This is a genomic window from Aphanizomenon flos-aquae FACHB-1287, from assembly GCF_014698755.1.
GTDB classification, from domain to species: Bacteria; Cyanobacteriota; Cyanobacteriia; order Cyanobacteriales; family Nostocaceae; genus Dolichospermum; species Dolichospermum flosaquae.
In genome coordinates this window covers 18402-43182 of sequence record NZ_JACJTO010000038.1, presented here as the reverse complement: position 1 = coordinate 43182, position 24781 = coordinate 18402, and the positions used below count along the sequence as shown (strand labels likewise).

Genomic DNA, 24781 nt, shown 5'->3' with positions numbered 1-24781 from the left:
GGTTAATGCTATTACTGATGAAAATGCTCTCAATTGGTTTAATCATTGTGGATTGTTTTTTGACCCTATTTAGATAGCTATTCTTGTACTGGACTTGATATCAAACTGCTGTAAGTATTGAGAAATTTATGAATATTCAACGTTGGATAGGAAGACGAGAGCCTAATTGGCAGCGGTTAGATGCTTTATTAAAGAAAGTAGAACAAAAACGGTTAAAATCCCTGGGTTCTACGGAAATTAGGGAATTAGCGAGTTTATATCGGTCTGTGGCCGCCGATTTAGCTAGGGCACGGACTCAACAAGTAGGTAAAACTCTGATTCAAAGTTTACAATCTTTGACGACTCGCGCCTATACACAAATTTACCAGGGTTCGCGGCGACAGGAATGGCAAGCAGCTAAGAAATTTTACCTGTGGGGATTTCCTCAAGTTGTACAGCAAACCTTCCTGTACATTGCCACAGCCACTGCTATGTTTATTTTTGGAGGCTTAATTGCTTGGTGGTATGCTTGGCAAGATCCGAGTTTTATGTCGTTGTTAGTACCGGCAGAATTAATTTCTCTGGTGAGAGATAAGCATGAATTATGGATGGGTTCGATTGTGGGAATTGAACCGTTAGCTTCTAGTAATATTATGATGAATAATATTCTTGTGTCTTTTGGGGCTGTGGCTGGGGGAATTACGGCGGGTTTATATACGATTTATTTATTAGTATTTAATGGGTTGTTAATTGGTGCTATTGGTGCTTTGGTAGGACAAAATAATCTAGCTTATCCATTTTGGGCCTTTGTATTTCCCCATGGTGCTTTAGAATTACCTGCGATATTTTTGGCGGGTGGTTCAGGATTATTACTGGCAAGGGCAATTTTATTTCCGGGTCAATATCGCCGTCTGGATGCGTTAAAATTTTATGGTTCTTTGGCTGTACAATTGGTTTTTGGGATTGTACCAATGTTGATTTTTGCTGGTTTAATTGAGGGGTTTTTCTCTCCAAATCCAGTTATTCCAGACCCAATTAAATATTTAGCTGGTATGGGTTTATTTGTGCTTTTGGTGCGGTATTGTAGTCGGAAGTAGAACATAATAATTAACGTTATTATCGAAGGTAATAAACATGGTTTACAGTGATTTCAAATTAAGTGAAATTATTCAAAATTTTGGACTGACACTAAATGAAGTATCAGGATTATTTGGGGATATCTTAGAGGAAGAATGCAGCGATTTACTAACAACAATTCTCAAGGATAATATTGATTTAGCTGTGGCAATTAATACGGAAAAAGCCCGTTCTGAAATGATAATTAGCCCAATTTTACTGGAAGTCAGACGGAAATTAAATTATGAAATAAGTTTATTTTCCGGGATAGATTTTAATGTGGATAATCAACAAGGTTTAAATGGTTTTTACGATTTTCTGATTAGTCTTTCTAAAGAGCAGCTTTTTGTCCGCGCACCTGTAATTACATTAGTAGAAAGTAAAAATGAAAATCTGAAATCAGGTTTGGGTCAATGTATAGCAGAAATGCTGGCCGCTCAATTGTTTAATGAACAAAAACAAAATGCGATTAAAATTGTTTATGGTGCGGTAACTATCGGGACTATTTTGCAGTTTTTGAAGCTAGAAGATCAAGTTATTTCTATTGATTTAACCGAATATTATATCAAAGATGTGAAAAAGATTTTAGGGATTTTAATCAGTGCAATTAAGCAAAAATCAATATTTCAAACCTGATTTTAAGCCCAATTTTCAAAAATAAAGGCTGAATAAGTAGAACCCAAAGCTTAGGGGTATTGTGTATAAATCCTAACAATGTTTGAAAGTCTAACCGCAAAAAACTCTAATTATGATAATCTTACCTAATTTAACTAAATTAACGCCTTATCTGAGTTAGAGTAACAAAAAAGAAAGGGAAACCACAAGATCAAGGTAAAGACATTTTATGAAATTTATTATTCAATTATTTGATAATCCATTTTGGGCATTAGTAAGAAAAGAAATTAATCAAATTTTACGGAATAGACAATTAATTATTTTGTTAATAGTACCTCCAACAGTGCAATTATTATTTTATGGATTTGCACTTAATGCTGATGTCCAAAACTTGAAATTAGATGTGATTGATTATGCTCATGTTGCTGATAGTTGGGAACTAATTTCTGCAATGACTTCCAATCGAATTTTTACTTTAGAATCTGTACCAAATAGCGAAAAAGATTTAAGTCAACAAGTAGAAGAAGGAAAGTTAGATGTAGGGGTCATAATTCCTCCTGATTTTCCCCGTAAATTAGCACAGAAATCGGCAGAAATTCAAGTTTTTATTGATGCAGTAAATGCTAATACAGCGGGTATTGCAGCTAATTATATGAATCAAATTGTTCAACAATATAATCTCAGTTTAGAACCAGGTAAACGTATTTCTCCCGTATCACCTCAAGTCGTATTTCTCTATAATCCTGGACTTATAAGTAGTTGGTTTTTTGTACCAGGAGTCATGGGTTTAGTATTAACATTAATCGGGACATTAGTTTCCGCAGTCACTGTTGTGCGAGAGAAAGATACAGGAACTTTAGAACAATTGTTAATGACTCCAACGGAAAATTGGCAAATATTGTTATCAAAAATTGTCCCTACTCTTTTATCTGAATCTGTGCGCCACGAAAAAAATTTCCCGCTTTATGTAAAAAACACAAGTAGTACATCCGCTTTCTACATAATAACCAAAATTTAGTAACCTACTATACGAACTATTATCAAAAATTGGATTAAGTTATCAATATCGCAACTGTTACACCACCGACAAAGAAATTACTATCAGTTATTTCCTCAAAGTGGAAAACACAGAAGCGATAAGAACACGGATACACAATTAATTAAGTCCTGTTCCCTAAAAAAAGATCATGACAGAAACAGCAACTACCACAGACAAACTGAATAAATTCGAGAAATTCAAAGCCGAAAAAGACGGACTCGCAGTTAAAAACGAAATTGAGAATTTTACCCAAATTGGTTGGGAAGCAATGGACGAAAATGACCTTAACCATCGCCTAAAATGGTTAGGAGTGTTTTTCCGTCCAGTGACCCCCGGTAAATTCATGATGCGAATGCGAATACCTAATGGTATTCTCACTAGCAATCAATTGTCAGTTTTAGCACAAGTAGTACAGTGTTACGGTGACGACGGCAGCGCCGATATTACCACTAGACAGAATATACAACTACGCGGGATCAATTTTTCAGATATTCCCGATATCTTTAATAAATTTCACAAAGTTGGATTGACCACTATCCAATCTGGGATGGATAACATACGCAATATTACGGGTGATCCTGTAGCAGGTTTGGATGCAGATGAGTTTTATGATACCAGAGAATTAGTCCAGCAAATCCAAGATATGCTGACTAACAATGGTGAAGGTAATCCAGAATTTAGTAATCTTCCCCGAAAGTTTAATATTGCAATTACTGGGGGAAGAGATAATTCAGTTCATGCAGAAATTAACGATTTAGCCTTTATTCCCGCTTTTTTGACAACTCAAGAGCAAATCCCAGTTTTTGGTTTTAACGTCATTGTCGGTGGTTTATTTTCTGCTAAACGTTGCGAAGCGGCCATTCCTTTAAATGTTTGGGTATTACCGGCTGATGTTGTATCATTATCCAAAGTCATTGTTGAGATATTCCGAGATCATGGTTTACGCGCAAACAGACAAAAAGCCCGGTTAATGTGGTTACTTGATGAATGGGGGATAGAAAAATTCCGTTTAGAAGTAGAAAAGCGATTTGGAAAATCATTATTACCCGCAGCAGCGAAAGATGAAATTAACTGGGAAAAACGGAATCATCTGGGGATATATAAACAAAAACAAGTGGGCTTAAACTATGCGGGTTTAAATATTCCTGTGGGAAGATTATCCGCTAATGATATGTCAGAAATTGCGCGGTTAGCAGAAGTTTACGGAAGTGGAGAAATCCGGTTTACCGTCGAACAAAATGTTATTATCCCCAACATTCCCGATAGTAGTTTAACAACATTTTTCACAGAAAGGATATTAGAGAAATTTGCAGTTAACCCTGGCTTATTAATGGGATCATTGGTATCATGTACTGGGGCACAATTTTGTAATTTTGCCTTAATAGAAACCAAAAATCGCGCCTTAGCAATGATTAAATCATTGGAATCTGAATTAACTTTATCACGTCCAGTGCGAATTCATTGGACAGGATGCCCAAATTCCTGTGGACAACCCCAAGTAGCAGATATTGGCTTAATGGGAACTAAAGTCCGTAAAAATGGGCAAATGTTAGAAGGTGTGGATATTTATATGGGTGGAACAGTGGGGAAAGATGCACATTTAGGAACTTGTGTTCAAAAAGGTATTCCTTGCGAAGACTTACAACCCATATTAAGAGATTTACTTATTGACAACTTTGGTGCAAAAATTAAAGAACAGGCTTTGATTCCTCTTTAAATTAATTAATTTAATCGCCAAAATCCAGAGATAACTGCAAACCCAAATTAAAACTGATTAAGAGTTTCCCATGAGCAATATTTCTCGCAGAAAATTTATTATTACCTCAAGTGTAGTAGCAGTAACTTCTATCTTGGCACACGGCTGTTCATCTAGTAAATCTGATTCAGCAAAAACAGATAGTGCTACTTCTTCCAATAGTAAACTAGCTAATAATTCCCCAAAAGTTGAAACAACCACAGCCAAATTAGGATTTATTGCTTTAACAGATTCCGCACCTTTAATTATTGCTAAAGAAAAAGGTTTCTTTACTAAATATGGTATGACTGATGTGGAAATCAGCAAACAAAAATCCTGGCCAGTCACCCGCGATAACTTAAAAATTGGCTCATCTGGTGGTGGTATTGATGGCGCACATATTCTTAGCCCTATGCCCTATTTGTTGACCATAAATGATAAAGTACCAATGTATCTGTTAGCGCGGTTAAATATCAATGGTCAAGCAATTTCAGTTGCTGAAAAATTCAAAGATTTGAAAATTGGTTTACAAAGTAAATTACTAAAAGAGTCTGTCACTAAAGCCAAAGCCGATAAAAAATCTCTAAAAGTTGCTATGACTTTTCCCGGTGGTACTCATGATTTATGGATGCGTTATTGGTTAGCAGCAGGGGGTATTAATCCAGATCAAGATGTAATTTTACAAGCAGTACCACCACCACAAATGGTAGCAAATATGAAAGTTGGAACTGTTGATGCTTTTTGTGTAGGAGAACCGTGGAATGCTCAATTGGTAAGTCAAAAATTAGGTTATACAGCTTTATCTACAGGTGAACTATGGAATGACCATCCAGAAAAAGCCTTTGCTATGCGTCAAGATTGGGTTGATAAAAATCCCAATGCTACCCAAGCATTATTAATGGCAATTATGGAAGCACAACAATGGTGTGATCAGGCAGAAAACAAAGAAGAAATGTGTAAAATCTGCGCTGATAGGAAATACTTTAATGTGGCCGTAGCTGATATTTTAGAACGGGCTAAAGGTAATATTGATTATGGTGATGGACGTAAAGAGCAAAACTTTGCATATCGTATGAAATATTGGGAAGATAATGCTTCTTATCCCTATAAAAGTCATGATACTTGGTTCTTAACTGAAGAAATTCGGTGGGGTTATTTACCTAAAGATACAAAAGTGAAAGAAATTGTTGATCAGGTCAATAGAGAAGATCTATGGAAACAAGCTGCTAAGGCTTTGGGTGTGGCTGCTGCGGAAATTCCAGCAAGTTCTTCTCGCGGTGTGGAAACATTTTTTGATGGGGTTAAATTTGACTCTGAAAAACCAGAGGAATATCTAAAGAGTTTGCAAATTAAGAAGGTGTAATTTACATTTAGTTAAATTTGGTTAAAATTGGGTTAAGCGAAATTGCAACCCAACAAAATTTACTAAATTAATTAGATTTTCGAGTCTCACACAGAGGCGCTAAGAAGAGAAGAAAAAGAGATTTTTAATAACTTACTCAGGAGAAAAAAATGGCTGCTATTGTTGGAAGTCGTAGAGTTAGTAGTAAACAGCAGAAGGTAATTAATAAGTTTTTGATTAAGAAGGTTATACCACCGCTGTTTGGATTATTTGTTTTTTTGATGTTGTGGGAATTACTTTGTTTAATTCCTAGTTTTCAATTACCAGGACCGATAGAAACAATTCGGGAAACTTGGGACCCTTTTGTTATTCATCCTTTTTTCGATAATGGTGACAGTGATAAGGGTTTAGGCTGGCAAATATTGACCAGTTTAGGACGAGTTGCTTTAGGTTTTTCTTTAGCAGCAGTTGTCGGGGTTGTTTTAGGAATATTAATTGGTTCTAATACTTTTCTTTATAATGCTGTAGATCCGATTTTTCAGGTGTTAAGAACTATCCCTCCCTTAGCTTGGTTACCAATTTCTTTGGCGGCTTTTCAACAAGCTAATCCTTCGGCAATTTTCGTGATTTTTATTACTTCAATTTGGCCGATTGTCATTAATACGACTGTGGGAGTACAAAATATTCCTCAAGATTATGTAAATGTGGCTCGTGTTTTGCGTGTGCAGAAGGGTAATTATTTCTTGAAGATTGTGTTTCCGGCAACTGTGCCTTATATTTTTACCGGTTTAAGAATTGGTATAGGTTTATCTTGGTTAGCAATTGTCGCAGCGGAAATGTTAGTTGGTGGTGTGGGTATTGGTTCATTTATTTGGGATGCCTATAATACGACTACTGAAACTAATATGAGTGAGATTATTATTGCCTTGGTATATGTCGGTTTAGTGGGATTAGTTTTAGATAGAATGGTGGCTTTTGTTGCTGATAAAGTTGTCACAACAGAACAAAAATAATTCTGAGTTTGTCGTAATTTATGAGATTGCTAATTATCCATTACCATCATGAATACTTTTTTAGAAATTGATCATGTAGACCGAATATTTGACCTCCCCAATGGTGGTAAATATATTGCTTTAAAAAATATTGAATTGAAAATTTCTGAAGGTGAATTTGTTTCTTTAATTGGACATTCTGGTTGTGGTAAATCCACCTTACTAAATATTATTGCTGGCTTAGATCAAGCTAGTATTGGTGGTGTAACTTTGGCAGGTCGGGAAGTGAGAGAACCAGGTCCCGATAGGATGGTGGTTTTTCAAAATTACTCCTTACTTCCTTGGCTAACTGTCAGGGAAAACATCGCATTGGCTGTAGATGAAGTCCATCAAAATCTACCTAAAGGAGAACGTCGGGGAATAATAGAAGAACATATTGATATGGTGGGGTTACGACGGGCAATTAATAAGCGTCCTAGTGAATTGTCCGGGGGAATGAAACAACGAGTTGCGATCGCTCGTGCCTTAGCTACCCGTCCCAAGTTATTATTGTTAGATGAACCTTTTGGTGCTTTAGATGCCTTGACAAGAGGCAATTTACAAGAGCAATTAATGATAATATGTAATCAACACAGAATTACCTGTGTAATGGTGACCCATGACGTTGATGAAGCTTTATTATTGAGCGATCGCATTGTCATGTTAACCAATGGACCAGAAGCACACATTGGCCAAATTATTGAAGTACCTATTCCCCGTCCCCGTCACCGTTTAGAAGTAGTTAACAATCCTTTTTACTATAACTTACGCAATGAAATAATTTACTTTCTCAATCAACAAAAACAAGCAAAAAAACGCCAGAAACAACCTACCGCACCTGCTATTATTTCTAATAACAACTTAGAAAAAGTTCATTTGGAAATTGGCTATATTCCCTTGACTCAAGCTGCACCTTTAATAATTGCCAAAGAAAAAGGTTTCTTTGCCAAATATGGTTTAGAAGTCAACCTAAACAGCCAAACTAGCTGGAAAGACATAGCCAAAGGTGTAGTAACTGGTAGACTTGATGCAGCCCAAATGGTTGCAGGTATGCCCCTAGCCCTGACATTAGGTGCAGGAGGTAAAAATCCGGTGTCAATGGTAACAGCCATGACCCTTTCCCGCAACGGTAGCGCCATTACTTTTAGCCAAGAATTGTTCAACGCTGGAGTCAGAAACTTAACAGACTTTCAGGCCATTATTAACGCTGACTTAGACAAAACCTATACTCTGGGAATTGTCCATCCCGCATCCATGCAAAACCTATTATTGCGCTACTGGTTAGCAGAGTCTGGGATTCAACCTGATGTAGATGTCAGCTTGATAGTAATTCCACCACAAAATATGGTAACTTCTCTCCAAGAAGGAAAAATTGATGGTTACTGTGCGGGTGAACCTTGGAACTCTCACGCAGTTGATCAAAATTTAGGTTTTATGATTGCTATCACCTCAGAACTTTGGTATGGACATCCAGACAAAGTATTAGGAGTGCGAGAGGATTGGTCCGAGGAAAATCCGCAAACACATCTAGCATTAGTCAAAGCACTATTAGCAGCCTGTGAATATTGCGACGACATTCGCCACCAAGAAGAAGTTCTCAAATTAATTTCTCAACCTCAATATCTTGGTAGTAATTCTGTTTATCTGCGTCCTGATTTAATAGATAATTACAAGCATGGTAATTACAAACAACCCCAAACTTCCCATCAGTTTTATTTCGACAAAGCCAATTATCCCAACCGGAATGAAATGCTATGGATTCTAACCCAACTAGCCCGTTGGGGTTTAGTAGCTTTCCCCAAAAACTGGGTAGAAGTAATTGATCGGGTTTGTCGTCCAGATGTGTTTGGTGCAGCCGCGAGAGAAATGAACATTTTAGATATTGGTAGAGAAGAAACAATTCAATTATTTGATGGCAAGATATTTAATCCTTCAGAACCAGTTGAGTATCTAAAAAATTTAGCAATTAAATACCCAGTTCGCATCGAAGAAGTATTTATCTAGTAAAATCAGGTTTTCCCCAGCCCATAGCCGAGTTGTAATAATTTAGGAATATATCATCATGACAACAGTAAACTTTAATCAAAAAAGCCAAAATCAACAATTACAAGCCCATAAAAAAGAAGACTTTTTAGTAATTGAAGATGTTAATAAAATTTACAACACTGGCGAAGGTATCTACACCGTTTTAGATAACATTAACCTCAAAGTTAGTGAAGGTGAATTTATTTGTTTAATTGGACATTCTGGCTGCGGCAAATCAACACTCCTGAACATAGTTTCTGGATTTAATAAACCCACCAGCGGCGTAGTATGGTTACAAGGTCAACCCATCAAAGAACCAGGACCAGACCGAATGATGGTATTTCAAAACTATTGTTTATTACCTTGGTTAAATGTTTTTGATAATGTTTATTTAGGCGTTGATTCTGTATTTCCGCACAAAAGCAAATCCGAAAAACGGGCAATAGTCAGAGAACATTTAGCAATGGTAGGACTAACAGAAGCAGCCCAAAAGAAACCCAGTCAAATATCTGGAGGAATGAAACAAAGAGTAGCTATAGCCCGTGCCTTAGCTATCCGTCCCCAACTCCTGATTTTAGATGAACCATTCGGTGCTTTAGATGCCATCACAAAAGAAGAATTACAAGAAGAACTTCTGCAAATTTGGTCAGAACATCAAATCACAGTTTTGATGATTACCCATGATATTGATGAAGCACTTTTCCTAGCAGATAAATTAGTGATGATGACAAATGGACCAGCAGCAAATATTGGCGAAATATTAGAAATACCCTTTTCTCGTCCTCGTAACCGTCGCCGAATTATGGAAAATCCAGAATATTACAACCTACGAAACTATGCCTTAGACTTCCTCTATCGTCGCTGCGCTCATATTGATGAATAATTAGCATAATTTGTCATTTAAAAACCCATAACAAACAGGTGGTTTTTGCCCATGTCTTCCTCTGTATTTGACAATGAAATTGAACAAGTAAAAATTAACCATCAACCAATTTTAATAGCAAAAGAATAAATATCTCACACAGAGGCGCAAAACTAAGAACATAAAGAAAGTAAAAACATCCTGAAAACATTTCTACTCTCTGTGCCTCTGCGTCTCTGCGTGCAATAAAAAATCCTAAAATCATGAAAGAATTTACCAAAACACTTTGTCCTTATTGCGGTGTTGGTTGCGGTTTAGAAGTTTCTCCACCAGCCCAACATGGAAAAGCCACAAATCGAGATAATCAAGGAATTCCCATTTGGCGAGTTAGAGGTGATAAAACCCACCCTTCCAGCCAGGGAATGGTATGTGTTAAAGGTGCAACTATTGCTGAATCCTTGGATAAAAATAGATTGTATCATCCTATGGTACGAGATTCTTTAAATGAAGAATTTCGCCGCGTAAGTTGGAATGAAGCTTTTGATATTATTACCCAACGGATTCAAATATTACGATTAAATCAAGCTACAGATTCTATCTGTATGTACGGTTCTGGACAATTTCAAACTGAAGATTATTATATTGCTCAAAAGTTACTCAAAGGTTGTTTAGGAACTAATAATTTCGATGCTAATTCCCGGTTGTGTATGTCTAGTGCGGTATCTGGGTACATTCAAAGTTTTGGCTCTGATGGTCCTCCTTGTTGTTACGATGATTTGGAATTAACTGATTGTGCTTTTTTAATTGGTACAAATACAGCAGAATGTCATCCAATTATTTTCAATCGCTTGGAGAAATATCATAGAAAAAATCATCGTGTTAAAATAATTGTGGTTGATCCTCGGCGCACTCCTACCGCAGAAGCAGCCGATTTACATTTAGCTATTCGTCCAGGTACAGATATTGATTTGTTAAATGGTATTGCCCATTTATTAATGAAATGGAACTACATAGATCCGGTTTTTATTGATGATTGTACTAGCAATTTTCCAGCTTATGCGGAAGTAATTCGTCATTATTCTCCGGAGGTTGTTGCTAGTCGTTGTGGTATTAGTATTGAAGATTTAGAAACTGCTGCTAAATATTGGGGGAAATCAAAATCTGTACTTTCTTTATGGTCAATGGGTGTTAATCAATCTTCAGAAGGTACGGCTAAAGTTAGAACTATTATTAATTTGCATTTAATGACCGCACAAATTGGTAAACCTGGTGCGGGTCCTTTTTCTTTGACTGGTCAACCTAATGCTATGGGTGGTAGAGAAGCGGGAGGTTTATCACATTTATTACCCGGTTATCGGTTAGTAAAAAATCCACAGCACCGCGCAGAAGTTGAGGCTTTTTGGGGTTTAGAAACAGGTCAAATTTCCCCTGTTCCGGGTTTGACTGCTTGGGAAATGATCACTGGCTTGGAAACTGGAAATGTGGGTTTATTGTGGATTGCTGCTACTAATCCTGCTGTGAGTATGCCAGATTTAGAACGCACTAAAAAAGCTTTATTAAAATCTCCTTTTACTATCTATCAAGATGCTTATTATCCTACCGAAACATCGGCTTATGCTCATGTTTTATTACCTGCGTCCCAATGGGGTGAAAAAGCTGGAATTATGACTAATTCAGAAAGAAGAGTAACTTTCTGTTCGGCTTTTCGTGAACCTCCCTCAGAAGCAAAAGCTGATTGGGAAATCTTCGCAGAAGTAGGTAAAAGATTGGGTTTTGCTGATAAGTTTAATTTCCAAAATTCGGCGGAAGTTTATCAAGAATTTGTCCAGTTAACTCGTCAGCGTCCTTGCGATATGTCTGGTTTAAGTCATGGGTTTTTAGCTGCACAAGGTCCCACTCATTGGCCTTATCCACAGGGTAGTAATTCAGAAACTAAGCGTCTATATACTAATTTACACTTTCATACAATTGATGGACGCGCTAAATTTGGCGCTTATTATTCTCAAGGACTCGCTGAACCACCTGATCCCAACTATCCTTTTATATTAACTACTGGGAGATTATATGGTCATTGGCACACACAAACACGCACTGGTAGAATTGAGAAAATTCGCAAACTGCACCCCCAACCATTTATCGAAATTCATCCCCGTGATGCTGCTAGTTTAGGTATTATTAATAATCAGTGGTTGGAAGTGCGATCGCGTCGTGGTACAACTAAGTTCCCTGCTAAGGTTACAAAAGCTATCACCCCTGGTACTGTCTTTGTCCATATCCACTGGGGTAAACTATGGGCTGATGATGCAGAAGCTAATACTCTTACCCATTCAGCAGCTTGTCCTGATTCTTTACAGCCAGAATTAAAAGCTTGTGCTGTGCAATTAATCCCCATTGCTATAGAACCTACTCTGAAAAATTATCAACTTCAAGCATCTATATGATCATCACTGGATTATTAAAGTCTTTGTAGCAAATTATCAAGTTGTTGCAGTTTAGCTGCTAATACACCACTGTTAATAAGTTCAGTAGCTTTGTCTATACCAGCTTGCATATCTGAACAAACTCCACTGCGCCATAAATAAAAACCACCATTCCAGAGGGCTGTCTGTCTTAATTCGTTCGCTTTTCCTGTTAAAATCCCCTGCATATCTGTAATAAGTTCTTCTGTGGTCGTCAGCGGCACATTTTTGGTTGTGAAGCCATATTCACGGGGTGGAAGTTGTAACCGGGTTAATGTTTCTGGCTTTGATGAAGATAAGCCAATAATGGCTGTGCGATCGCGTGGTAAATCACAACTACCTTCTAACCCTTTAATAAAAGTATATTTCTTGACTTCCCTTAAACCCAAAGCTACCTGAAACATTATTTCTGTGGGGGGATGAACAAAACCGGCAATAATATGAGCATCACCAGCATAAGGACACCAGATTAACTCCATTGTCGCTAATGGTGGACGTTTACCTAATTGCTCACGATATTCCCACAAAGTTTCATTTAAAGGAAAATGTTTAGTTGTATAAATAAAGCCAATTCCAGTTTCTTCAAAAACTTGCTGGGTTTGCTCTAATGATAAACTAGTCCAATTAATTCCTAAACCTTGCCAAATCTCAATTAAGGGTAAACCATATTTTGTCGGTAAGCGATTTCCCCCGTGCATAATTACAGCTTGTCCTGCAGCAGCTAATAATAAAGCTGTAATTATATTAATTGGTGCTGTACGAGTTCTACCATCATAAGGTACACCTAAAACAATCACTGGTTGAGCTATTGGTGACAATTTAGGACCTAATTCATCATAACTGTCTAACATCCCTGCTAATTCTTCGCCTGTGGGTCGTTTAATTCGGTGAGCAATTAAAAATGCCCCAATTTGCGCTGGTGTTGCTTCACCTAACAACATCATTTTTGTTCCAGTAGCAGCTTCAGCACGAGTTAAATTTTCTGATGTGTGATTTCCACTGCCTATTTTTTGGATAAATTCTTTAAATTTATTAGTCATTTGTTATTGGTTCGTTATCAATTATTATTGTTTTGCCATCAGATGTTATTGGTTTGTCATCAATTATTATTGTTTTGCTATCGTTTGCTATTTATTGACAAAACAATGTAATAGTATGCAGTCTACATCTCTTTTATTTTGGGAATGTTATCTTTGACAAGTTGCCAAAAATATTGTATAGGAGGAATATGGAGACGATCTTGAGTTGTTACCATCACTACTTGACGAGTCCAACTGGAAGCACCAGCTAAATCACTAGTTTCAGCTAAGGGACGAATTGCTAAAGTGGGATCATATCTAGCCTCCATTAATGCTGACTGGGGAAGTAATGCAATCAGTTCTTCTTGACGAACTACTCCCCGAAAGCCATCTAGAGTGTTTAGTTCTAAAGCTGCTTTTAGTGTAACTTTCATATATTCAAATTTATCTTCAATTAAACGTCGCATTCCATAACCATCCTTAAATACTACTTGAGGATAACGAATTAACTCCAACCAAGGGATAGATTCATATTCAGCTAGGGGATGATTTGCCGCGATAAGGACTTCTATAGGTTCTTCATACAGTAATTCTATAACCATTTCTTTGCTGAGGCTTGCAAAACGATTGTGCATAACAATTGCTAAATCTACTAAACCATCTTTAAGAACTTTGAGAGAACGATCACTTCCTAATGATGTAACTCGCAATTGTACCGCTGGATAATGGTGACAAAATTTTTGTAATACTGGTGGTAAGTAATAAGCACAAACTGAATGAATTGCAGCAATACAAAGTTCTGGTTGTTTTCCCCCCATTAGATCTGCTAATTCCTGTGTAGCAAACTCCCATTCTTGACAGATTTTATGCACACGAGGAAGTAACTTTTCACCTGCTAAAGTCAATTTAGCATGGGTACTGCGATTGAATAATTCTACCTCCAAATCTGCTTCTAATGCCTGAATTTGCCTACTAATAGTTGATTGAGTCACACCACATTGTTTTGCTGCTTGTTGAAAGCTGCCAGTTTGCGCGATAGACAAAAAGGCTTGTAACTGCTCTAGACGCATTTTGATATAGCCTGAGTATAAATTTATAGCTCTTATTAATTTAACGGGTTATGTGTATAATTTTAATTTAATTTAATTAATTTTCCAGGATTTAATTTACATAACCACATTAGCAAAAATACTTGATCGATAATATTGATAATATAGTTAATTGTCAAGAGTTAGCATCTTATCTAACCAAGTAAACGCTGTAGCAGGAAATAAGGAAGACAGAGAAGAATATTCTTCCTGCTGAATCCTGATTCCTGCTATACGAAAGCCTGGAAAGTATTAAATTGTTTGGACTAAGACTGAAGCGCCCTCAATTTTAACCTGGTAAGTTTTCAGGGGTTTTTTAGCAGGACTTTGCTTGATTTTGCCATCACGGGTAAATTCTGCACCATGACAGGGACAGACAAATTTATTTTCTTTTGCTTTCCAGTCAATGGTACAACCTTCATGGGTACAGGTAGGATTAACCGCAATCAAATTTTTTGTATCTTTAGATGTACCAATGACTAATACCGCGCCAATAGGGGAATTTTCCGCCAATAGTTGACCATTTTTGTTTAATTGTGCCACAGTACCCACTTTTTGCCAGGGTTTGGTAGTAGGTCCAGGTTTAGCTGATGTTTTGCTTTCGGGAGAACAGGCCGCAATTGCGACAGGTAAGGAACTAGCTAAACAACCTAATCCTACCCAATTTATAAAGTCACGACGTTTCATATTTCCTAATGATCAATATGTGATTTTTTACTAGAATCTATTATTACAGGCAAAGATGGATAATTTGACATACTCACTGACCTGAAGGTGCGGTGATTCTTGACACTTCAATGAAACACGCCACAAGTGGTCTTATCGTCTCTCCATGTCCGTTTAAAGTCTCCCAATGCCTTATGGCGACTATGACCAAATTTTAACATAAAGCCGTCCTTCTAGGACGGGGCTTGTGTCCCGTCTTTTCGGTCATTATTTAATTATTGATTGGTGGTGATAGAATCAAGGGCGCAGACCCTGCGCCCCTACAGTTTTTGTGAATTTAAATTATAGAGACATTGACTCCGTTAGGAATGTGCTATCATGACTCTGTATAACTAACAGTAGTTAAACCGCATAAATTCATGGATATTGCTGTAATTGTTAAGTTTCTCGCTCCCTGTTTGCCTTTTTTGCTGACTATGGGTAATAAAGCCGCAGAAGGTGCATCTCAAAAAGTCGGTGAGGATGTTTGGAATAGTGCTAAAGTGATTTGGGCTAAGTTATGGCCGAAGGTAGAAGCTAAGGAAGCAGCAAAAGAAGCAGCGGAGGATGTAGCTAAAAATCCCGATGATGAAGATTTACAAGTAAGTTTGCGGGTACAATTGAAGAAGATTTTGGAAGCAGATACAGAACTTGCAGAGGAAATTGCCAAGATTTTGGAAGAACAAAAATCTGATGGTGGTTCTTCTGTTGTCAATGCTCAATCTTATGATGAGAGTACACAGATTATTACAGGACGTGATGTTGTGAGCCCAACCTATGATATGAGGAGAATTAATAACCCAAAGTAATTAATATCTATGGTGGTGACATTACTGAAATACATAAGATAGCAGCACTCATAGAAAGCAGCACCAAATCAGAATCACCGGGGATTCTCAAAGCGGGAAACCCTAATAAAAGTTTGGCTAATTGGCAAGGAAGAACAGCAGAAATTGCCAATTTAAAACAATGGTTAAATAATCCAAATATTCCTCTAATTGGTATTGAAGGTATTGGTGGTATAGGCAAATCTATGTTATCAGCCTATATTTATGAAAATGAAACAATAGCAGGTTTTACAAAACGTTTTTGGGCTGATGTGAGTTCTGGGGCAATTTTTACTGATGTAGCTACTCAAGTTTTACAAGATTTTGGTTTTCGAGTCCCAGAACAAGAAACACAATTAGTACAAACTTTGGTGAAATGTTTGCAGTCAGGTGAATATTTATTGATTATTGATAACTTAGAAAGTCTTTTAAAAACAGATGGAATTTGGGGAAGTCAATTCTATGAAGACTTTTTTAAAACTTGGGTAGAATGTGGAGGTAAAAGTAAAGTAATTGTCACCACGAGAGAAAGACCAGAATTACCGAAAAGATGGGAATGGCTACCCTTATCAGGTTTAAAAATAGAAGATGGCATCAAACTATTAACAGCTTTAGGTATTCAAGGAAATTTAGAGGAATTTGTCAAATTAGTAGACGGTTATCCCTTGCTGTTGAGATTTGTAGCAGATTTATTAATAGAAGAATATCCCCAAGACCCGAATTTAAAAAGATTGGAAAATTTAGGTTTGGGAAATTTGCAGCAATTATTAACAGATAAAAAAGTGGTTGGCCAGCACCGTCTGGAAAATGTGGGGATGGTGTTAGTATTAGATGCCAGTTTTGAGCGTTTGAATGAGTTGCAAAAGTCTCTATTACAAAATATTAGTGTTTATCGTGGGGTCGTAAATGCTAAAGCCGCAATGGCTGTATGTTTAGGAAGTTCAGAAGCAGAGATTGAGAGAGAATTAAGAAATCTTGTCAAGCGTTCTTTTTTATCAGAAAAATTGATTGATGATGGCAGATGGTTTGAGTTTCAGCCTGTGGTGTTGGAATATGTGCGATATAAAGCAGGTGATCAGAGGTCAGCACATCAACAAGCTATTAATTATTATCAGTCAATTGCTAAACAACAACCTTGGCAAACTAAAGATGATATTCAGGAATATTTAGAAATCTTTTATCATTTTTACCAATTAGCAGATTATGATTCAGCATTTGAGGCGATTTGGCATTGCAATGATTTTTTGACTTTGGGGGGTTATTATGCCAACCAAGTGGAATTATATGGGCAGTTGGTAAGTAAATGGTCGAAAACGAATGATAAAGAAAATTGGCATTATACAGCTTCTCTGATTTCATTAGGCAATGCTTACGACTCCCTGGGACAGTACGAAAGGGCGATCGCATTCTTCCAGCAGTCTTTGGATATATTTAAGGAGATAGGGGATATTCAGGGGGAAAGTATTTCCTTAATCGGTTTAGGCAATGCTTACAACTCCCTGGGACAGTACGAAAGGGCGATCGCATTCTTCCAGCAGTCTTTGGATATAAAAAAGGAGATAGGGGATATTCAGGGGGAAAGTAATTCCTTAATCGGTTTAGGCAATGCTTACAACTCCCTGGGACAGTACCAAAGGGCGATCGCTTTCTACCAGCAGTCTTTGGATATAAAAAAGGAGATAGGGGATATTCGGGGAGAAGCAAATGCTTGGTTTAATTTAGGTCTGTCCTTAGAAAAAGTGGATAGGGAACAAGATGCACTGGGGGCTTATCGCAATGCCCGTGAACTATTTCAGACAATGGGACTTGATACCAATGTGCAAAATTGTAACAATGCAATTGAGGGTCTTTCTCAACCACAAAAGCCTGTAGTTTCTCCGCGTGGGTTTTGGGGTTGGTTGCGGCAGTTGTGGCGTTGGGTACGGGGTTGGTTTCGGCGATAAGGGGCTTCCAGGTAAAAAATATTCAATTAATTTTTGTGGGGTAGGCATCTTACCTGCCCTCCCTATCGGACGGGCTAGAAGCCCATCCCACAAGATTTGATACAGCAGTTTCCTGGAAGTTCTTAAATACAATTTGTTAAGTTATCATTAATCTAATTTGTTAATATTTAACGGCAGAAGTTAAAATTGTCCGTTCTCAAATTCATAACAGAAAACAACAAATATTTACCTATGTGTTATAATCCTTCTAATCTGTGTTAACAGGAGGATCACAATGAGCTTAGTCATTTCTGAAGATATTGTTCAAGCCAGTGGATTATCAGAAAAAGAATTAGTTTTAGAATTGATTATCCTTTTATTTCAAAGGAAAAAAATTAGTATCAGTAAAGCATCTCAACTGGCTAAAATGCCTTTACTACAATTTCAAAATGAATTAGCTATGAGAAACATTAATATTCATTATGATGAAACTGATTTAGAGGTTGATTTAAAAAACTTGGGAATCATCTAAAATTTATGATCATAGTTAGCAATACTTCACCTATTACTAATCTATCAGCTATAGGAAAAATCCAATTATTAGAACAACTTTATGGAGAAATTATCATATCATCAGCCGTTTTTCAAGAATTAACACAATGGGGAGATTCAATACCAGGAGCAAAAGAAGTCAAAACTTATGACTGGATTATTGTAAAACCTGTTAATAATGTTAGTTTAGTACAATCTTTAAAAAACAAATTGGATGAAGGAGAATCTTCAGTAATAGCTTTAGCATTAGAATTAAATGCAGATTGGCTAATTATAGATGAACAATTAGGCAGACAAACAGCAACAGAATATAACTTGAAGATAACAGGTATTTTAGGAATTTTAATTGAGGCAAAACGTCAGAAATTAATTCCATTAGTTAAACCTATTCTTGATGATTTAATCAATACAGCTAAATTTTGGGTTAATCCTTCTCTTTATAATCGTCTTTTATCAATTGTTGGTGAATGATAATAGGTAACAGGTCAAAACCAATTACCCATTACCAATTACCGATTACCTATTAGCCAAATATTGATACATCTCCCATCTAGCATTAACTTCCATTTGCGCTTGTTCTAGCAACAATTTCGCCACCTCCGGTTTACTCTTCGTCAACATTTTAAAGCGGTTCTCCTGATACATTGACTTTTCCACCGATTCAGAAGGTGCTTTCATATCCAATTGTAGGGGATTTTTACCCTGGTCTTGTAATGCAGGATTATAGCGATATAATAACCATCTTCCTGAGTCTACTAACGCCTTTTGTTGTTGTAAACCAGTGGTCATATCAATCCCGTGAGCAATACAATGACTATAGGCAATTATGATTGATGGACCATCAAAAGCTTCTGCTTCTAAAAATGCTTTGAGTGTATGTTCATCTCGCGCACCTAAAGCGACGCTGGCAACATAAACATTACCATAAGTCATGGCCATTAAACCTAAATCTTTCTTGGGTGCAGGTTTACCTCCAGTCGCATATTTAGCTACTGCGGCTTTGGGAGTAGCTTTAGAAGATTGTCCTCCGGTATTAGAATAAACTTCTGTGTCCATGACCAAAATATTCACATTGCGACCTGTGGAAATTATATGATCAATTCCTCCGAAATCTATATCATACGCCCAACCATCACCCCCAACTATCCACACACTTTTCTTAACTAAATAATCAGCTAAGGATTTTAGATTTTGGATTTTCGTCTTTTCTAGAGAGGTTTTGTTGTTCGGTTGTAGAGATGTTTCATTTAATTGTAGAGACGTTCCATGGAACGTCTCTACATTGTTCAATATTTGATCTAATTTGTGTTTGAGGATGACAATTCTTTCCCGCTGGTCCCAAATATCAGCTTCGGTTTTTTGTTCGGCTTTGAGAATGGCATTAACTAAATTATCGCCAATTTCATTACTTAATTGTGATAATAATTCTGCTGCAAATTCCGCTTGTTTGTCTATGGATAAACGATAACCAAAACCAAATTCGGCGTTATCTTCAAATAAACTATTAGACCAGGCCGGACCTCTTCCTTGATCATTTTGACTCCAGGGAGTTGTGGGGAGATTTCCTCCGTAAATGGAAGAACAACCGGTGGCGTTGGCAATGAGTGAGCGATCGCCAAATAATTGTGTTAATAATTTAAGGTAGGGGGTTTCTCCACAACCGGCACAAGCACCAGAAAATTCAAATAATGGTTCTTGTAATTGTTGTTGTCGAATTTGGTTTACTTGCAAGGTTTTCCGGTCAGGATTTGGTAAGCTTAAAAAGAAATGCCAATTTTCCCGTTCTTGTTCTCGCAAGGGTAATTGTGGACTCATATTAATGGCTTTGCGGGTGGGTTCGGCTTTGTTTTTGGCAGGACAGACGCTAACACAAATTTCGCAGCCTGTACAGTCTTCTGGAGCTACCTGAATGGTGAATTTCTGGTTAGCAAAGCTCTTATCTTTGGCGTTAGTTGATTTAAAAGCTATGGGTGCGTTGACTAATTCACTGGGTTGATACACTTTAGCACGAATGGCCGCATGAGGGCAAACCATCACACATTTACCACATTGAACGCAGATATCACTATCCCAAACAGGGATTTCTTCAGCAACGTTGCGTTTTTCCCATTTTGCAGTTCCAGTGGGAAAAGTTCCGTCAGCAGGTAAGGCACTCACGGGTAAATTATCGCCTTCCCAAACCATAATTTTATCAAGAACATTCTCGACAAATTTGGGTTTGTTAATTGCTAATTGGCGATTTTCTTTATTACCTATTTGTATGAGAGGAATTTCGATTTCATGGAGATTTTCTAAGGTGTTGTCTACAGCTTTTAAATTCTTATGGACAACTTCTGTACCTTTTTTACCATAGGTTTTTTCTATGGCTTGTTTGATTTTAGCAATTGCTTCTTTTTCTGGCAATACTCCGGCTAAAGCAAAGAAACAGACCTGCATAATAGTGTTAATTCTATTTCCCATACCACTATTTTTAGCTACTTGACTGGCATTAATAGTGTAAACTTTGAGATTTTTAATGAGAATTTGCTGTTGAACTTTTAGTGGTAGATTTTCCCAAACTGTATCAGCATCATAAGGACTATTTAACAATAAAATCGCCCCCGGTGCAGCAGCTTTTAAAATATCAATACTTTCCACAAATCCCCAATGGTGACAACCGATAAAATTAGCTTTGTCTATGAGGTAGGTTGAACGAATTTTTTCAGGTCCAAAACGCAGGTGAGAAACTGTCATTGAGCCGGATTTTTTGGAATCATAAACAAAGTAACCTTGAGCGTTATTTTCTGTACCTTCACCGATAATTTTGATAGAGTTTTTATTTGCACCTACTGTACCGTCTGAACCCAAACCATAGAACATTGCTCGAACTACATAATCTGGTTCTGTAGAGAAATTAGCATCAAAATTTAAAGAGGTGAAACTCACATCATCATTAATCCCAATTGTGAAATGATTTTTGGGTTTAATTTGAGTAAGATTATCAAAAACACTCTTGACCATTGCGGGAGTAAATTCTTTAGAAGAAAGTCCATATCTCCCTCCAACAATTTTTGGAAATGTGGTTTTTTTCCAGCCTTCATAAATAGCCGTCACCACATCTAAATATAATGGTTCTCCCGCACTTCCAGCTTCTTTAGTTCTATCCAAAACCGCAATAGATTTGACACTATTAGGTAATGCTTCTATAAATCTAGCAATATCAAAAGGGCGGAAAAGTCGCACTTTGATAACTCCAACTTTTTCCCCTTGATTATTTAAATAATCTACAGTTTCATGGACAGTTTCACAACCAGAACCCATGATAATAATTACTCTTTCTGCGTTTGGTACACCATGATATTCATAAAGTTTGTAATATCTACCTGTACGTTTCCCAAATTTGTCCATAATCTTTTCAACAATATCAGCACAAACATGATAATAAGGGTTTGCACCTTCACGAGATTGGAAATAAACATCAGGATTTTGTGCCGTTCCTCGTAATACTGGATGATCTGGAGTTAAACATCTTTGACGATGTGCTAATATTGATTTTAAAGGAATAAATTCCTGTAAATTTTCATCTGTTAATAATTCAACTTTCTGCACTTCATGGGAAGTTCTAAACCCATCAAAAAAGTGCAAAAATGGTACTCTTGTTTCTAAAGTTGCTGCATGAGAAATCAATGTAAAATCATGACTTTCTTGAACAGAAGCTGAACATAAAAAAGCGAAACCTGTCGCTCTAGCAGCCATAACATCACTATGATCACCGAAAATAGATAACGCATGGGTAGCTAAAGAACGAGCAGAAACATGAAGGACAAAACTAGTTAATTCTCCCGCAATTTTGTATAAGTTAGGAATCATTAATAATAATCCCTGGGAAGCGGTGAAAGTTGTACTTAATGCCCCCGTTTGTAATGCTCCATGAACAGCAGCCGCAGCCCCTCCTTCGCTTTGCATTTGGGTGACACTGGGAACTGTACCCCATAAATTAGGTTTATTTTCCGACATCCAACTATCAGCCCATTCACCCATATTTGAAGATGGTGTGATAGGATAAATAGCAATAACTTCGTTTAATTTGTAAGCTATACGGGCAACGGCTTCATTACCATCAATTGTGGCATAATATTTGTTCATGATTTTTCTTCCTGTGTCTTTTGTGGTTGTTTCAACTGTATGCAAAGAAACCAAAAAGATAAGCATTAGAAATAGCTAAAGTTAGGAAGTCAATTTGTAATATTTTCTACAGTTTTATTCATTGTTAATTATTCTGACTTCTAACCAATATTTTAATTATAGCAGGTGGTAAATATACTATTTCTATTAATAGTCTACTCAATATTTGTCATCTTGGATTCATCAAGGTTTGATGATTTTTATGGTGTAGAAGTGGGGGAGGTTTTTTCATTCTGGAGAAAATACTCATTTTATCCTGATACAACAATCCCTATATTTTCATCATAATCTCCTATCCAAACATCAATTTCTCCAATTTTAGTATAATTAGTAAATTTCTCAGGAATATTAACAGTAAATTGTTGTAATTTTCGCCAATCTGATTCTGTTATATATTCTTGATTTTGCATTTCTGCAATTAATTTTTCACTATTTCCCCATTTAACAACTACAGATATTTGATGTTCATCATCTATTACCTTCACTGATTTAGCAACTTCAGGAAAATCATAGTTTTCTCTTAATTTTTGAATATCCACACCCCCATCATGATTTTGATGAAATAAAGTACCAAAATATATTTTAATTATCGGTAAAATATCACCATTTAAATCATATTTTGCTAATATTTTTTTAGTTAAGTTAATAGGTTGAATATACCCCGGTGGGTTGGGAGATGACATATTAAAAATTATCACATTACCTTGATCTTTTTTTCCTTCTCTATTACATCTTCCCGCAGCTTGTATAATCGAATCTAAAGGTGCAACTTGACGATAAACAATAGGAAAATCCACATCAATACCAGCTTCTATAACTTGGGTACTCACTAGAAAACAGGGTTTTTCATCTTTTAATAATTGTCGCACGGTTCTAAGAATTTGGGAACGATGCACAGGACACATTCTAGAACTAAGATGAAAACACATTTCTGGAAATTGTCTAGATAATATTTCATATCCTTCTCTCGCTAACTTCGTGGTATTGACAATAATTAATCCTTGATTTAATCCAGAATCTTGAATATTAGAAACTAAATTCTCCCATTCCCAAATCTCAGGAATATATTCATATTTAACACGGTTAAGTTGTTTAAATAATCGAGTAGTTTCATCTTCTGGAATAATATCTACAACCTTAACTAAATCATGATCATCAAGATTATCAAATGCTGGTTGGGTAGCACTCATCAAAACTATTGTACATCCCCAATCTGTAACTAATGTATTTAATATATTTAAAATAGGACGGATTAAATGAGTAGGAATAGATTGGGATTCATCTAACAATATAACCTTGTTAATTAAACCTTGTAATTTTCGACATTTAGAAGGATGATCAGCAAATAAACTTTCATAAAATTGCACTCCACTAGTAACAATTACGGGTTTATCCCATCTTTCAGTATTGAGTTTATATTCCTTGACTTCTGCTAATTTTGGTTCATATCCTGAATGATGTTCTAATACTGATTTTTCTCCAAATAGTTGACGATAAACTTCCGCTGTTTGTTCAATAATACTTTTTAGTGGTCCCACATAAACTATACCGGACATTTGATGTTTTTGACTGTGTAAATAAGCAAAATTAGCACTAGAAATAGTTTTACCAATTCCACAAGGTCCCGTTAATCTAAAAATTCCTTTTGGTAATTCACTGGATTTTTTACAATATTCTGCAAAAGTTTTTCTCGCTTCACTAATTGTATTTTGCGGATTTGATAATTTTAAATAATTATTGAAAGTAAAAGTATATGTAAAATCCTCCTGATTTATAGAACTTTCAAAGTTTTTAGCGTCTAATCTATCACTATCAACTAAGACAGAAAATAACATTCTAATGGCAAATTCTCGACGTAATTTAGGTAAATTAATATCTGGTAATTGTTCAGGAATAAAAACGGCTATTTCCTGTTTAGCTATTTCTAAACATTCCTCTAACCCTACTGCTAATCTCTTATATTCATCTCCTCTGATTTTTGAACGTTTAGATAAACCAGAATGATGACCACCAATAATATAAGCCATTGCCGGTGGTTCTTTTGTTCCCATTTGTAATGCTAAAACTGCACCCTGGGGAGAGTGGACAACTCTTTTCCCTTTATTTTTGAGATATTCCTGCCATTTTTGCTGATATTTACCCAAATCATGCCATAAACCGGCATACCTAGCTACAGCTTGGAACTGCTGCGGTACAGCACTTGCAGACCTTTCTGCAACACTCTGTAAATGTTCTGATAACAGTTGTTCTTTACAATTCGTAGTAATTCTTGCTAAGTAACTCATTATGTGTTAACTTTTA

18 protein-coding genes are annotated in these 24781 nt (G+C 36.5%); 13 read left to right on the top strand and 5 right to left on the bottom strand.

The window, feature by feature from the left end; all coding sequences use genetic code 11:
- The first annotated feature begins 128 nt into the window (after positions 1-128).
- The 9 genes from H6G44_RS16110 to H6G44_RS16070 all read left to right on the top strand — a co-directional run bounded on the left by H6G44_RS16110 (position 129) and on the right by H6G44_RS16070 (position 12185).
- A complete protein-coding gene (locus H6G44_RS16110) occupies positions 129-1076 on the top strand; it encodes a stage II sporulation protein M (RefSeq protein ID WP_190387526.1) in 948 nt (315 codons plus the stop codon).
- Between the two features lie 37 nt (positions 1077-1113).
- A complete protein-coding gene (locus tag H6G44_RS16105) occupies positions 1114-1731 on the top strand; it encodes a hypothetical protein (protein WP_190387527.1) in 618 nt (205 codons plus the stop codon).
- 208 nt (positions 1732-1939) lie between these two features.
- The gene (locus H6G44_RS16100) at positions 1940-2728 is read left to right on the top strand and encodes an ABC transporter permease (protein WP_242031772.1); all 789 of its coding nucleotides are present in this window, start codon (positions 1940-1942) and stop codon (positions 2726-2728) included.
- A gap of 169 nt (positions 2729-2897) precedes the next feature.
- Complete coding sequence (locus tag H6G44_RS16095; protein WP_190387528.1) at positions 2898-4466, top strand: ferredoxin--nitrite reductase; 1569 nt, start codon at positions 2898-2900, stop codon at positions 4464-4466.
- A 70-nt stretch (positions 4467-4536) separates the two neighbouring features.
- The gene (locus H6G44_RS16090; RefSeq protein WP_190387529.1) at positions 4537-5847 is read left to right on the top strand and encodes a CmpA/NrtA family ABC transporter substrate-binding protein; all 1311 of its coding nucleotides are present in this window, start codon (positions 4537-4539) and stop codon (positions 5845-5847) included.
- Positions 5848-5996: 149 nt separating this feature from the next.
- Positions 5997-6839 carry a nitrate ABC transporter permease gene (ntrB, locus tag H6G44_RS16085; protein WP_190387530.1) on the top strand — a complete coding sequence of 281 codons (843 nt, stop codon included), beginning with the start codon at positions 5997-5999 and terminating at the stop codon, positions 6837-6839.
- 48 nt (positions 6840-6887) lie between these two features.
- On the top strand, positions 6888-8861 hold the full coding sequence (locus H6G44_RS16080) for an ABC transporter ATP-binding/substrate-binding protein (protein ID WP_190387531.1): 1974 nt from the start codon (positions 6888-6890) through the stop codon (positions 8859-8861).
- A 58-nt stretch (positions 8862-8919) separates the two neighbouring features.
- A complete protein-coding gene (locus tag H6G44_RS16075) occupies positions 8920-9765 on the top strand; it encodes a nitrate ABC transporter ATP-binding protein (RefSeq protein WP_190387532.1) in 846 nt (281 codons plus the stop codon).
- A 242-nt stretch (positions 9766-10007) separates the two neighbouring features.
- Complete coding sequence (locus tag H6G44_RS16070; protein WP_190387533.1) at positions 10008-12185, top strand: molybdopterin oxidoreductase family protein; 2178 nt, start codon at positions 10008-10010, stop codon at positions 12183-12185.
- 14 nt (positions 12186-12199) lie between these two features.
- Here the strand turns inward: H6G44_RS16070 and H6G44_RS16065 are convergent, their stop codons facing one another.
- From H6G44_RS16065 to H6G44_RS16055, 3 genes are all read right to left on the bottom strand, one after another.
- The gene (locus tag H6G44_RS16065) at positions 12200-13243 is read right to left on the bottom strand and encodes an anthranilate phosphoribosyltransferase family protein (protein ID WP_190387534.1); all 1044 of its coding nucleotides are present in this window, start codon (positions 13241-13243) and stop codon (positions 12200-12202) included.
- Positions 13244-13365: 122 nt separating this feature from the next.
- Complete coding sequence (locus tag H6G44_RS16060; RefSeq protein ID WP_190387535.1) at positions 13366-14292, bottom strand: LysR family transcriptional regulator; 927 nt, start codon at positions 14290-14292, stop codon at positions 13366-13368.
- Positions 14293-14562: 270 nt separating this feature from the next.
- Positions 14563-14997: a QcrA and Rieske domain-containing protein gene (locus H6G44_RS16055; protein WP_190387536.1), complete on the bottom strand. Its 435-nt coding sequence runs from the start codon at positions 14995-14997 to the stop codon at positions 14563-14565.
- A gap of 398 nt (positions 14998-15395) precedes the next feature.
- Here H6G44_RS16055 and H6G44_RS16050 point away from each other — a divergent pair, with 398 nt between their 5' ends.
- The 4 genes from H6G44_RS16050 (at position 15396) to H6G44_RS16035 (ending at position 18787) form a co-directional block, all read left to right on the top strand.
- Positions 15396-15824 carry a hypothetical protein gene (locus H6G44_RS16050; RefSeq protein ID WP_190387537.1) on the top strand — a complete coding sequence of 143 codons (429 nt, stop codon included), beginning with the start codon at positions 15396-15398 and terminating at the stop codon, positions 15822-15824.
- A 113-nt stretch (positions 15825-15937) separates the two neighbouring features.
- Positions 15938-17785: a tetratricopeptide repeat protein gene (locus tag H6G44_RS16045; RefSeq protein ID WP_190387538.1), complete on the top strand. Its 1848-nt coding sequence runs from the start codon at positions 15938-15940 to the stop codon at positions 17783-17785.
- A gap of 274 nt (positions 17786-18059) precedes the next feature.
- Positions 18060-18296, top strand: coding sequence for a UPF0175 family protein (locus H6G44_RS16040; protein ID WP_190387539.1), 237 nt, complete (start codon positions 18060-18062; stop codon positions 18294-18296).
- Between the two features lie 5 nt (positions 18297-18301).
- Positions 18302-18787, top strand: coding sequence for a DUF3368 domain-containing protein (locus H6G44_RS16035; RefSeq protein ID WP_190387540.1), 486 nt, complete (start codon positions 18302-18304; stop codon positions 18785-18787).
- Between the two features lie 45 nt (positions 18788-18832).
- Here the strand turns inward: H6G44_RS16035 and nifJ are convergent, their stop codons facing one another.
- Entirely contained in the window at positions 18833-22441 is a 3609-nt protein-coding gene (nifJ, locus tag H6G44_RS16030; RefSeq protein WP_190387541.1) for a pyruvate:ferredoxin (flavodoxin) oxidoreductase, read from the bottom strand.
- 290 nt (positions 22442-22731) lie between these two features.
- Positions 22732-24765, bottom strand: coding sequence for a CRISPR-associated helicase Cas3' (gene cas3, locus H6G44_RS16025; RefSeq protein WP_190387542.1), 2034 nt, complete (start codon positions 24763-24765; stop codon positions 22732-22734).
- Between the last annotated feature and the right edge of the window lie 16 nt (positions 24766-24781).

What these genes read in the sequence shown, in the direction of transcription:
- H6G44_RS16065 (WP_190387534.1), bottom strand. Translation starts at nt 13,243, where the DNA reads ATGACTAATAAATTTAAAGAATTTATCCAAAAAATAGGCAGTGGAAAT.
- cas3 (WP_190387542.1), bottom strand. Translation starts at nt 24,765, where the DNA reads ATGAGTTACTTAGCAAGAATTACTACGAATTGTAAAGAACAACTGTTA.
- H6G44_RS16050 (WP_190387537.1), top strand. Translation starts at nt 15,396, where the DNA reads ATGGATATTGCTGTAATTGTTAAGTTTCTCGCTCCCTGTTTGCCTTTT.
- nifJ (WP_190387541.1), bottom strand. Translation starts at nt 22,441, where the DNA reads ATGAACAAATATTATGCCACAATTGATGGTAATGAAGCCGTTGCCCGT.
- H6G44_RS16080 (WP_190387531.1), top strand. Translation starts at nt 6,888, where the DNA reads ATGAATACTTTTTTAGAAATTGATCATGTAGACCGAATATTTGACCTC.
- H6G44_RS16060 (WP_190387535.1), bottom strand. Translation starts at nt 14,292, where the DNA reads ATGCGTCTAGAGCAGTTACAAGCCTTTTTGTCTATCGCGCAAACTGGC.
- H6G44_RS16070 (WP_190387533.1), top strand. Translation starts at nt 10,008, where the DNA reads ATGAAAGAATTTACCAAAACACTTTGTCCTTATTGCGGTGTTGGTTGC.
- H6G44_RS16100 (WP_242031772.1), top strand. Translation starts at nt 1,940, where the DNA reads ATGAAATTTATTATTCAATTATTTGATAATCCATTTTGGGCATTAGTA.
- H6G44_RS16035 (WP_190387540.1), top strand. Translation starts at nt 18,302, where the DNA reads ATGATCATAGTTAGCAATACTTCACCTATTACTAATCTATCAGCTATA.
- ntrB (WP_190387530.1), top strand. Translation starts at nt 5,997, where the DNA reads ATGGCTGCTATTGTTGGAAGTCGTAGAGTTAGTAGTAAACAGCAGAAG.
- H6G44_RS16075 (WP_190387532.1), top strand. Translation starts at nt 8,920, where the DNA reads ATGACAACAGTAAACTTTAATCAAAAAAGCCAAAATCAACAATTACAA.
- H6G44_RS16110 (WP_190387526.1), top strand. Translation starts at nt 129, where the DNA reads ATGAATATTCAACGTTGGATAGGAAGACGAGAGCCTAATTGGCAGCGG.
- H6G44_RS16095 (WP_190387528.1), top strand. Translation starts at nt 2,898, where the DNA reads ATGACAGAAACAGCAACTACCACAGACAAACTGAATAAATTCGAGAAA.
- H6G44_RS16040 (WP_190387539.1), top strand. Translation starts at nt 18,060, where the DNA reads ATGAGCTTAGTCATTTCTGAAGATATTGTTCAAGCCAGTGGATTATCA.
- H6G44_RS16090 (WP_190387529.1), top strand. Translation starts at nt 4,537, where the DNA reads ATGAGCAATATTTCTCGCAGAAAATTTATTATTACCTCAAGTGTAGTA.
- H6G44_RS16055 (WP_190387536.1), bottom strand. Translation starts at nt 14,997, where the DNA reads ATGAAACGTCGTGACTTTATAAATTGGGTAGGATTAGGTTGTTTAGCT.
- H6G44_RS16105 (WP_190387527.1), top strand. Translation starts at nt 1,114, where the DNA reads ATGGTTTACAGTGATTTCAAATTAAGTGAAATTATTCAAAATTTTGGA.